This is a genomic window from Phenylobacterium sp. (genome assembly GCF_046590535.1).
Classification (GTDB): Bacteria; Pseudomonadota; Alphaproteobacteria; order Caulobacterales; family Caulobacteraceae; genus Phenylobacterium.
Genome location: NZ_JBKJTG010000167.1, coordinates 1 through 9,377 on the forward strand (window position 1 = coordinate 1; position 9,377 = coordinate 9,377).

At 67.9% G+C, this 9,377-nt stretch carries 8 protein-coding genes and 1 rRNA gene; 2 read left to right on the plus strand and 7 right to left on the minus strand.

Going from position 1 to position 9,377, the window contains the following annotated elements; translation table 11 throughout:
- Window positions 1-390 (minus strand): 16S ribosomal RNA (locus tag ACLL81_RS10045); the annotation flags it as partial.
- 744 nt (window positions 391-1,134) lie between these two features.
- Between ACLL81_RS10045 and ACLL81_RS10050 the strand changes: the two genes are divergently transcribed.
- Complete coding sequence (locus tag ACLL81_RS10050; RefSeq protein ID WP_411288208.1) at window positions 1,135-1,578, plus strand: RrF2 family transcriptional regulator; 444 nt, start codon at window positions 1,135-1,137, stop codon at window positions 1,576-1,578.
- Here the strand turns inward: ACLL81_RS10050 and ACLL81_RS10055 are convergent.
- From ACLL81_RS10055 to ACLL81_RS10070, 4 genes are all read right to left on the minus strand, one after another.
- A complete protein-coding gene (locus tag ACLL81_RS10055) occupies window positions 1,575-1,997 on the minus strand; it encodes a hypothetical protein (protein ID WP_411288201.1) in 423 nt (140 codons plus the stop codon). The two genes, ACLL81_RS10050 and ACLL81_RS10055, sit on opposite strands and share 4 nt — an antisense overlap.
- A 74-nt stretch (window positions 1,998-2,071) precedes the next feature.
- Window positions 2,072-2,755 carry a hypothetical protein gene (locus tag ACLL81_RS10060; RefSeq protein WP_411288202.1) on the minus strand — a complete coding sequence of 228 codons (684 nt, stop codon included), beginning with the start codon at window positions 2,753-2,755 and terminating at the stop codon, window positions 2,072-2,074.
- 58 nt (window positions 2,756-2,813) lie between these two features.
- Window positions 2,814-3,242, minus strand: coding sequence for a CBS domain-containing protein (locus tag ACLL81_RS10065; RefSeq protein WP_411288203.1), 429 nt, complete (start codon window positions 3,240-3,242; stop codon window positions 2,814-2,816).
- Between the two features lie 112 nt (window positions 3,243-3,354).
- On the minus strand, window positions 3,355-4,077 hold the full coding sequence (locus ACLL81_RS10070) for a rhomboid family intramembrane serine protease (RefSeq protein WP_411288204.1): 723 nt from the start codon (window positions 4,075-4,077) through the stop codon (window positions 3,355-3,357).
- A gap of 278 nt (window positions 4,078-4,355) precedes the next feature.
- Between ACLL81_RS10070 and ACLL81_RS10075 the strand changes: the two genes are divergently transcribed.
- The gene (locus tag ACLL81_RS10075) at window positions 4,356-7,202 is read left to right on the plus strand and encodes a M16 family metallopeptidase (protein ID WP_411288205.1); all 2,847 of its coding nucleotides are present in this window, start codon (window positions 4,356-4,358) and stop codon (window positions 7,200-7,202) included.
- A 33-nt stretch (window positions 7,203-7,235) separates the two neighbouring features.
- Here ACLL81_RS10075 and ACLL81_RS10080 read toward each other — a convergent pair whose 3' ends face one another.
- Window positions 7,236-8,888: a choline dehydrogenase gene (locus ACLL81_RS10080; RefSeq protein ID WP_411288206.1), complete on the minus strand. Its 1,653-nt coding sequence runs from the start codon at window positions 8,886-8,888 to the stop codon at window positions 7,236-7,238.
- Between the two features lie 66 nt (window positions 8,889-8,954).
- Entirely contained in the window at window positions 8,955-9,158 is a 204-nt protein-coding gene (locus ACLL81_RS10085) for a hypothetical protein (protein WP_411288207.1), read from the minus strand.
- Between the last annotated feature and the right edge of the window lie 219 nt (window positions 9,159-9,377).

The window sequence follows — 9,377 nt, forward strand, 5'->3', positions numbered from 1 at the left end:
CCTAAGACCTTCATCATTCACGCGGCATGGCTGCGTCAGGCTTTCGCCCATTGCGCAAGATTCCCTACTGCTGCCTCCCGTAGGAGTCTGGGCCGTGTCTCAGTCCCAGTGTGGCTGATCATCCTCTCAGACCAGCTATGGATCGTAGGCTTGGTAGGCCTTTACCCCACCAACTACCTAATCCAACGCGGGCTGCTCCAATGGCAATAAATCTTTCCCCCGAAGGGCACATACGGTATTAGCTGAAGTTTCCCTCAGTTGTTCCGTACCAAAGGGCACATTCCCACGCGTTACTCACCCGTCCGCCGCTCACCCGAAGGTGCGCTCGACTTGCATGTATTAGGCCTGCCGCCAGCGTTCGCTCTGAGCCAGGATCAAACTCTCAGGTTGAGTTGAGCACTAACTTTTAGCGTCCCCAATTCCGAAGAACTGGTTGGCGTTTATTCTACGTAGTTCTTGACGAGTTCCCATTCACATCGATGCCTGAAGGTCGAAACCCTCAGGTATCCATATTCATGGTGTCTTCAAGAGACCGCAGAATTCGTCAGCGTCGAGACAGTCTGGTTAAGACTGTCGCTAGGACGCCGCCGCCTGCGTTTCTCTTTCCAAATCAACGATGTCAAAGACCGCGACTGGCTTTCGCCAACCCCACTGTTTAGCGCCGGTGGTCGGCGGAGGCGGCTATCTAGTGGCCGGCCTCTTTGGTGTCAATCGGTCCTTTCGGACTTTCCCCGCCCGCCGCCGGAAACTCCGGAATTGGGCGCAAAAACCGTGCCGGGGCCGCCGAGGGGCTTCCCTCATTACAGTCCGCAGCGATTCGATTGAGGCTGGGGAAGATACCCATCTTCCGGAGAAAATCAAGGGGCTGATTTGGCCCCCGTCCTGGTCTCCTTAAGTCTGGACCCGACCAAGCGGGAGGCGGCTATCTAGTGGGCGCCCCGGATGGTGTCAACGTTCTTTCCCGGCGAACCTCGGTGCGCGGCAAATCCTTGCCGCGCCAGGGTTGGAAGCGTCGCGAGAGCTGCGAATATGGGTGGATCACGGATGATCCAACCCCTCGCGCAGATTTGCTGCCGGGGTCAGGCTGGTCCCTCGCCTTGCGCCTGGGGCGAGCGCCGGTCAGAACTGGGCACGATGCTGTCCCAGAAGGCCAGGTACGCGCTCAGGGCGCTGGTGGAACTGGCCCGCGCCGGCGGCGCCCAGCTTACCTCGGGGGAACTTGCGGCCCGCGCCGACGCGCCGCGCAAGTTCCTGGAGGCGATTCTCCTGGAGCTGAGCCGCAGCCAGGTGGTGGTCAGCCGGCGCGGCAAGTTCGGCGGCTACACTCTGGCCAGGCCGGCGGCGGAGATCGCCTTCGCCGAGGTGATTCGGGTCATTGATGGCCCCCTGGCCCTGGCTTCCTGCGTCAGCCCCCGCCTCAACTTCCGCAAGTGCGACGACTGCCCCGACCGCGACGCCTGCTCCCTGCGCCAAGCCCTGCTTCGCGCCCGCGACGCCACCGCCGAGGTGCTGGAAGCCTACAGCCTAGCCGACGCCGCGGCCTCAAGCGGTTCGGAGCCGTCCCGCACGGCGATCTAGCGGGCGTTCGGCGCGCAGGTCTTGGCCGCTGGCCGCAGGGGAAAGCCGCCCCGCTGCAAGGGGCGTCCATTGCGTGTCGCTCGCAACAGATCTGCCTCAGCGCCCACGACGGCTTGCCCCGGCGGCGCAACATAGATCGTGAAGGTGGGTGAAATCTGAAGGAGGAGCGAGCCAGGATACTGCGTCTCGAACGTCTCGCCTGGCGCGCGCATCACATCATTGGTGTCGGGAAACACAAACCCATAGGAACAGCCTTCCGACGACACCCGCAAAATCCTTTGGCCGTCAATGGTGGTCGGCAATCGGGCCTCTTGGAACCAGCCCGCTTCCCCTGCTGGAATCCGAATCTTCTTTGGGCCGCCGACGCCCAGATCAGGATCAACATGCAGAGTGATCGGCGCGTCTGCGCCGTTGAACATGAGGATCCTAGGCGGGACTGCGCAACTCGACACGGCCAGGCAAGCGCCCAGCCCCATCAAGGTCGCGAGCGCCCTCACCGGGGCCTCCTGGGAGGCCAGGGTCTGGGCGTCCGCATCTGCGGACCCCGCTCGTTCCAGTTCGATGGCCCGTGCCAGTCGGGCCTGCCCTTGTCGGTCCGGTCTCTGATCAACGCCCCCAGCCCGCCAAGCGCGTTCGATGGGAGGTAAAGCGGCCCAAGCTGCCGGCCCTGCAGCATGTGCTGCCGCTCATGCTCCCGGATCGTATGTCCATTGTTCTTTTGGTAGTCGGCCCAGACGTCGTTGGGATCGTCGGGATCCTGACCATAGGTGGTCGTATCGCCGATGGTGATCGCGCCCTGATAACCAAAGGGATTGTTCACATATTCTGTCGTGCCGCCCCCTCGGACTATTCGGGGGTTCGTTCCCCTGACCTTGCCGACCGCATGACCAAGGCCGCCATACGTCAGCCCGATGGCCGTGTTGGGCGCATTCAGGATCGGGCCTGCCATCTCTAGGGCCGCGGCTGGAATGTCCCGCACGGCGACAGAGCCAATCCGGCGGTCGCGCTTCGGCGCCTTCGCCAGAGCCAGCGCATTCCCAGCCAGCACTCTTGAGACCTCCCGCTGCAGCATCTCGGGAACGCCAAGCTCCTGCGGGCTTGGCCCACGCGCTGCCGCCCTGCCAAAACCGAACACCACAGGCACGCCTCCCCGCTGCTCCAGGCGTGACTTCGCCAACAGAAAGCGTCTCACCGCCCGCGCAGCACGTCAAGAACAAAACAGGAACGGTGAACGCTCAGCTCGCGGCGATATAGGCCTTCAGGCCGTCGGCCTCGGCTTCGACCTCGGAGATCTTGTGCTTCACCAGGTCGCCAATGGAGACAATGCCGATCAGCCGCTCGGACTTGCACACCGGCAGGTGGCGGATGCGCCGGTCGGTCATCCGGCCCAGCAGGAAGTCCACCGTCTCGCCCGGGTCGGCGAACAGCACGTCAGCGGTCATGAAGTCGGAGACAGGCCGGTCCATGGCGGTCGGTCCCTCCTCGGCGAAGGCGCGGACCACGTCGCGCTCGGAGACGATGCCCACCACCCGCTCGGCGTCGAGGATCACCAGGGCGCCCACCTTGCGGGTGTGCAGCAGGATCGCCACCGCCCCCACCGTCTCCGCCGGCCCGGCGGTAAACACCAGGTCGCCCTTTTGTCGGAGGATCTGCGAGACCAGCATCGGCGTCTCCCGCGCGCACTCTCTAGTATGTCGGCGAACACCGTTGCCCAGATTGCCGCAGGGATCAATGCACGCGCGCGTGAGGGCATCCAGGCAGAGATTGAGCCCCTGCCTAACCGCGCCTGGCCAGCCAAGCCACCGGCTGGATCACCAGCACACCCGCCACGAAACCGGCCAGGTGCGCCTCCCAGGCGATGGAGGCGTCCTCCGCTCCCGGCGTCAGACCCTGGCCCAGGAGCGCGATCAGTAGGTTCACCGCCACCCAGGCGCCGCCCATGCCGAGCACCGGCCGCGAGAGGATCGGCCCCAGCGCCTGGCCGCCCCCGGCGATCAGCCTGGCCGCGGCGCCCATCAGCCCGGAGACCGCGCCGGACGCGCCCACCAACACCGCCTGCGATCCCGGATGCAGCGCGGCGTAACCGAGGCTCGAGAGCGCTCCGCACGCCAGGTAGAAGCCGAAGAACGCCAGCGCCCCGCCGATCCGGCCGCCAAAGAACCGCGCCACCGGAGTCCCGAAGGCGAGCGCAAAGGCGCCGTTCATCAGGGCGTGGGCCCAGTTGCCGTGCAGGAAAAGCGCCGTGAACAGCCGTTCCCAGCGCCCCTCGGCCAGCATAGCCGGGGCGAAGGCGAACGCCTGGGCGGCCACCTGCAGATGAAAGCGACTCTGCACCGCGTAGCCGCCGACGATCAACGCCACCAGGGCCAGGGCCGGCCATGGCGCATTCAGTATCGGCTCGCGGCCCGGCGGCGCAGGCGGCGGCCCGTCGCCGGGCTCCCGCGCCGGGGGCAGGCGCGGCGCGCCTTGCGCGGGTTCCTCGAAAACTAGGGCGGTCATCGCCTTCATTTAGGGGGTCTTGCCCCTGCGCGCGAGCGCTGCAAGTGTGTCGACTCGGAAATTCGCCGGCGCGTATGGCGGGCTCGGAGCGAATTTCCGCATCTCCAGACACACTAGCAAGTATATGTTTCTAGTGTGCTTCTTGGATCTGAAGTTCGCTCAGAGCCTGATCCAACAGGCAGGCGAACTTCAGATCCAGCACACTAGCGAGGCGCCTTGCGATGGCCATCGGGCTCGCCGATGTTGCGGCCCTTGTCAGCCGCCTCCAGGATCTCTTGATGACCCGTTCCCTGCGCGCAGGCCTTGCGCTTAGCGCCGCCCTGTCCCTCGTTCTGGGCGCCAGCGCCTTCGCCCAGGCCCCGGCGGTCAGGCTTGCCCCCGGCCAGTGGCCGCAGGCGGTCTCCGACATCAGGGCTGACCCCAACATCCGCTTCGGCGCCCTGCCCAACGGCATGCGCTACGCCATCCGCAAGCAGTCCATCCCGCCCGGCCAGGGCGCCCTTCGCCTGCGCTTCGACGCCGGCTCGATGATGGAGACCGACGCCCAACAGGGCCTGGCCCACTTCCTGGAGCACATGGCTTTCAACGGCTCCAAGGGGGTCAAGGAAGGCGAGATGATCAAGATCCTGGAGCGCCTGGGCCTGGCGTTCGGCGCCGACACCAACGCCTCCACAGGGTTCTCCGAGACCGTCTACAAACTCGACCTGCCGCGCACCAACGACGAGACCGTCGACACCTCGCTGATGCTGCTGCGCGAGGCGGCCGGCAATCTCTCCATCGACGCCGCCGCGGTGGACCGCGAGCGCGGCGTGGTGCTGTCGGAGGAACGCTCCCGCGACACCCCGGCCTTCCGGGTGTTCAAGGAGCGCCTGGCCTTCCTGCTGCCGGGCCAACGCCTGCCCACCCGCTATCCCATCGGCACGGTGGAGGTGTTGAAGACCGCCCCGCCCAGCCAGCTGCAGGCCTTCTACGCCGCCTACTACCGGCCCGAGCGCGCCGTGCTGGTGGCGGTGGGCGACTTCGACGTGGCCGCCATGGAGGCCAAGATCCGCGCCCGGTTCTCCGACTGGAAGGCCGTGGGGCCGGCGGGCGGCGACCCCGACCAGGGGGCCGTGCGCCCCCGCAGGCCGGAGGCTCGCCTGGTGGTGGAGCCGGGCGCCGCCCCTTCCCTGCAGATCGCCTGGATCGCGCCCCCGGACCACAGCCCAGACACGCTCGCCAAGCGCCGCGGCGACCTCCTGGAAGGCTTGGGCTTCGCTGTCCTGAACCGCCGGCTCTCCAGCATTTCCCGCGCGCCCAGTCCGCCGTTCCTCGGGGCCGGCGGCTTCAAGAACGACCAGGATGACGCCGCCGAGGTGACCATGATGGCGGTCAACGCCGAGCCTGGCCGCTGGCGCGAGGCGCTCTCCGCCGTCGAACAGGAACAGCGCCGCGCTGTGCGCTACGGGGTGCGCCAGGACGAGCTGGACCGCGAGATCGAGGAGGTCCGCACCAACTTGAAGACCGCCGTCGCCGGCGCCGCCACCCGCCGCCAGACCGAGCTCGCCGAGGAGATCGTGGGCTCCGTGGCCGATGACCAGGTGGTCACCGCGCCGGCCGACGACCTGGTCGCCTTCGAGGCCGCCGTGAAAGGCCTGCAGGCCGAGACCGTGTCCACCGCTCTGAAGGCCGCCTTCACCGGCCAGGGCCCGATCGTGTTCATGTCCTCACCCAAACCGGTAGAGGGTGGCGAGCCCGCCCTGCTGGCCGCCCTAGTGGGCTCGCAGCAGGTGGCCGTGGCCGCGCCCGCAGCGCCGGCTCAGGTGGCCTGGCCGTATGGGAGCTTTGGCCCCGCCGGCAAGGTGGCCGAGCGCCGCGAAGTGACCGACATGGGCGCCACCTTCATCCGCTTCGCCAACGGCGTGCGGCTGACCGTAAAGCCGACGAAATTCCGCGACGACGAGGTGCTGGTGCGGGTCAACGTCGGCGACGGCCTGCTGGACCTGCCCAAGGACCGCCAGAGCGCCAACTGGGCGTCCGGCGCCTACATCGAAGGTGGGCTGAAGCAGATCAGCGCCGAGGACATGGAGCGGGCGCTGGCCTCCAAGGTCTATGGCGCGCGCTTCGGCATCGGCGACGACAACTTCGTCTTCACCGGCTCCACCCGGCCGCAGGACCTGGCCACCCAGATGCAGGTGCTGGCGGCCTATCTCGCCGAGCCCGGCTGGCGGCCCGAGGCCTTCCAGCGCCTGAAGGGCGCCGGCAAGTCGATCCACGATCAGTACGAGGCCACCACCTCCGGCGTGATCGGCCGCGACTTGGCCGGCCTGCTGCACAACGGCGACCGGCGCTGGACCTTCCCCAGCCGCGAAGAGATCGCCGCCGCCAGGCTCGAGGATCTGCAGGGCCAGATCATGCCCAACCTGGCCAGCGGCCCGGTGGAGGTGGTGATGGTCGGCGACATCACCGTCGACCAGGCCATCGAGGCCGCCGCACGGACCTTCGCCGCCCTCCCCGCCCGCCCGGCGGTGGCGGCGCTGCCCGCCGCCCAGCGGCAGGTGGGCTTTCCGGCCGGCGTCGCCCAGCCGGTGGCGCTGACCCACAAGGGCCGCGCCGACCAGGCGGTGGGCTACATCGGCTGGCCGACCAGCGACTATTGGTCGGATCCCCAGCGCGCCCGCGAGACGGCGGTGATGAGCGAGGTGATGAGCCTGCGCCTGCTGGACGAGCTGCGGGAAGCCCAGGGCGCCACCTACTCCCCGCAGGTGGGCGTCAACCACAGCCTGGTCTGGACCGGCTGGGGCTATGTGGCCGCCAGCGTCGAGGTGCCGCCGGAGAAGCTCGACGCCTTCTTCACCGACGCCCGCAAGATCGCCGCCGACCTGCGCACCAAGGACGTCACCGCCGACGAGCTGACCCGGGCCAAGAAGCCCCGCATCGAGCGCCTGGAGAAGGCCCGCGTCTCCAACCCGTACTGGCTGGCCGAACTCTCCGGCGCCCAGGAGGACCCGCGGCGGCTGGAGGCCATCCGCCAGAGCATCCCGGGCGCCACCGCCGTCACCATCGCCGATGTGAAGCGCGCCGCGGCCCTCTGGCTGAAGGACGACAAGGCCTACATGCTGGTGGTGAAACCGCAGCAGAACTAACGCCCATCTCTCCCCTTCATGGGGAGGGATAGCCTACGCCGCCTTCAGCCCGTCGCCGAACACCGGGGCGTCCTGCGGGGCCAGGGCGGCCCGGCCGCGGATCGCGTCGGCGATCTTCTCGGCGATCATGATGGTCGGCGCATTGGTGTTGCCCCCCACCAGGGTCGGCATCACCGAGGCGTCGATCACCCGCAGGCCGGCGAGGCCCTGGACCTTCAGCTCGCCGTCGACCACCGCCATGGGATCGCCCGCCGCGCCCATCCGGCAGGTCCCCACCGGGTGGTAGATGGTCTCGGCGGTCTGGCGGATCCAGGCGTCGATCTGCGCGTCGGTCTTCACCTCCGCGCCCGGCGCATGCTCGGAGGTGCGATAGGCGTCGAAGGCGTTCTGGGCGGCCACGTCGCGCATCATCTTCACCCCCTCGCGCATGGCCCGGCGGTCCTCCTCGGCCGAGAGGTAGTTGGCGAAGATCGCCGGATCGGCCAGCGGGTCGGCGGACTTCAGGCTCACCCGCCCGCGGCTCTCGGGCCTGAGCTGGCACACATGGAAGGTGAAGCCGTCCTTGGCCACCTGCACCTTGCCGTGGTCCTGCATGATCGCCAGCACCGTATGGATCTGCAGATCGGGCCGATCGAGGTCGGGCCGCGAGCGCAGGAAAGCGCCGGATTCCAGGAAGTTCTCCCGCCCGATCCCCTTGTTGAACAGCAGGTAGTTGAGACCCACGAACAACTGCTTGACGCCCTTGCGCATGGAATAGGCGGTGATCGGCTGCGGGCACTCCCACGATAGCGTCGCGTCCAGGTGGTCCTGCAGGTTGGCCCCGACGCCGGCCAGGTCATGGACCACCTTCACCCCGTGCGCCGACAGGTCGTCCGCCGCGCCGATCCCCGAGAGCTGCAGGAGGTGCGGCGACTGCACGGCGCCGGCCGACAGCAGCACCTCGGCGTCGGCGTGGATGATCCGCGCCGGTTCCTTGCCGACCACCACCTCGACCCCGACCGCGCGGCCGTTCTCCACCACGATCCGAGTGGTCCGGGCGCCTGTCAGGCAAGTCAGATTGGGCCGGTCCAGCACGGGGTGAAGGTAGGCCCGCGCCGCGCTCCACCGCTGTCCATCGCGAATGGTCATCTGGTAGGGCCCCCAGCCTTCCTGCTGGTAGCCGTTGAAGTCCTCGGTGACCGGGTGACCCGCCTGGGCGCCGGCGTCGATGGCCGCGCGGTAGATCGGATTTGGCGAGGCCGCCTTCGACACATGCAGAGGCCCGTCGGCGCCATGCCAGGCGTCGGCGCCGCCCTCGAAGCTTTCCGAGCGCTTGAAGTAGGGCAGCACGTCGGCGTAGCCCCAGCCGGCCAGTCCCATCTGCCGCCACTGGTCGTAGTCCCGCGCGTGGCCGCGGATATAGACCATGCCGTTGATCGAGGAGGACCCGCCCCACCCCTTGCCCCGGGGCCACCATAGCCGGCGGTCGTTCAGGTTCGGCTCCGGCTCGGTCCAGAAGCCCCAGTTGAACGGCCCCTGCTTGCCGATCAGGGCGCCGACGCCCGCCGGCATCTTGATCATCAGCGAGCTGTCCTTGCCGCCGGCCTCCAGCAGCAGAACCTTCGCGGCCGGGTCCTCCGACAGCCGGTTGGCCAGCACACAGCCCGCCGAGCCCGCGCCGATGATGATGTAGTCGTAGCGCTCCACGAGGCCGTCCCTTATCGCTGTTCAGTCAGGCGCGAGACTGGACAGGAACCGCCACGCTGACAAGCGTCAGGCGAAGAACGTCTTGACCACCAGGCCGCTGACGCCCGCGACGATGAACCCGGTCATCCACTTGATGAGCAGCAGGTCGGCGTCGCTTCTCGAGAAGCGCGTCTCGTAGTTCGCCAACGCCTCGGCGGCGCGGCGGGCCTTCTCCGGCGACGCGCCCGCTTCGAGCAAGGCGTCATAGACTTCAGAGATCATCGTGGACATGCCGTCTCCATACCACGGGTTCCGCCATTGGGCACAGCCGGCGTCAGCGTCCCTTCCACTGTGGCGGGCGCTTCTGCGAGAAGGCCATCGGCCCCTCCACGAAGTCCTCCGAGGCGATCATCGCGGCGACGCCGGGATAGTCCCTCTGCCCCTTGAGAGCGGCCGCCAGGGTGGGTTCGTCCAGGCCGCGATAGACGGCCTCCTTGGAGGCGCGGATCG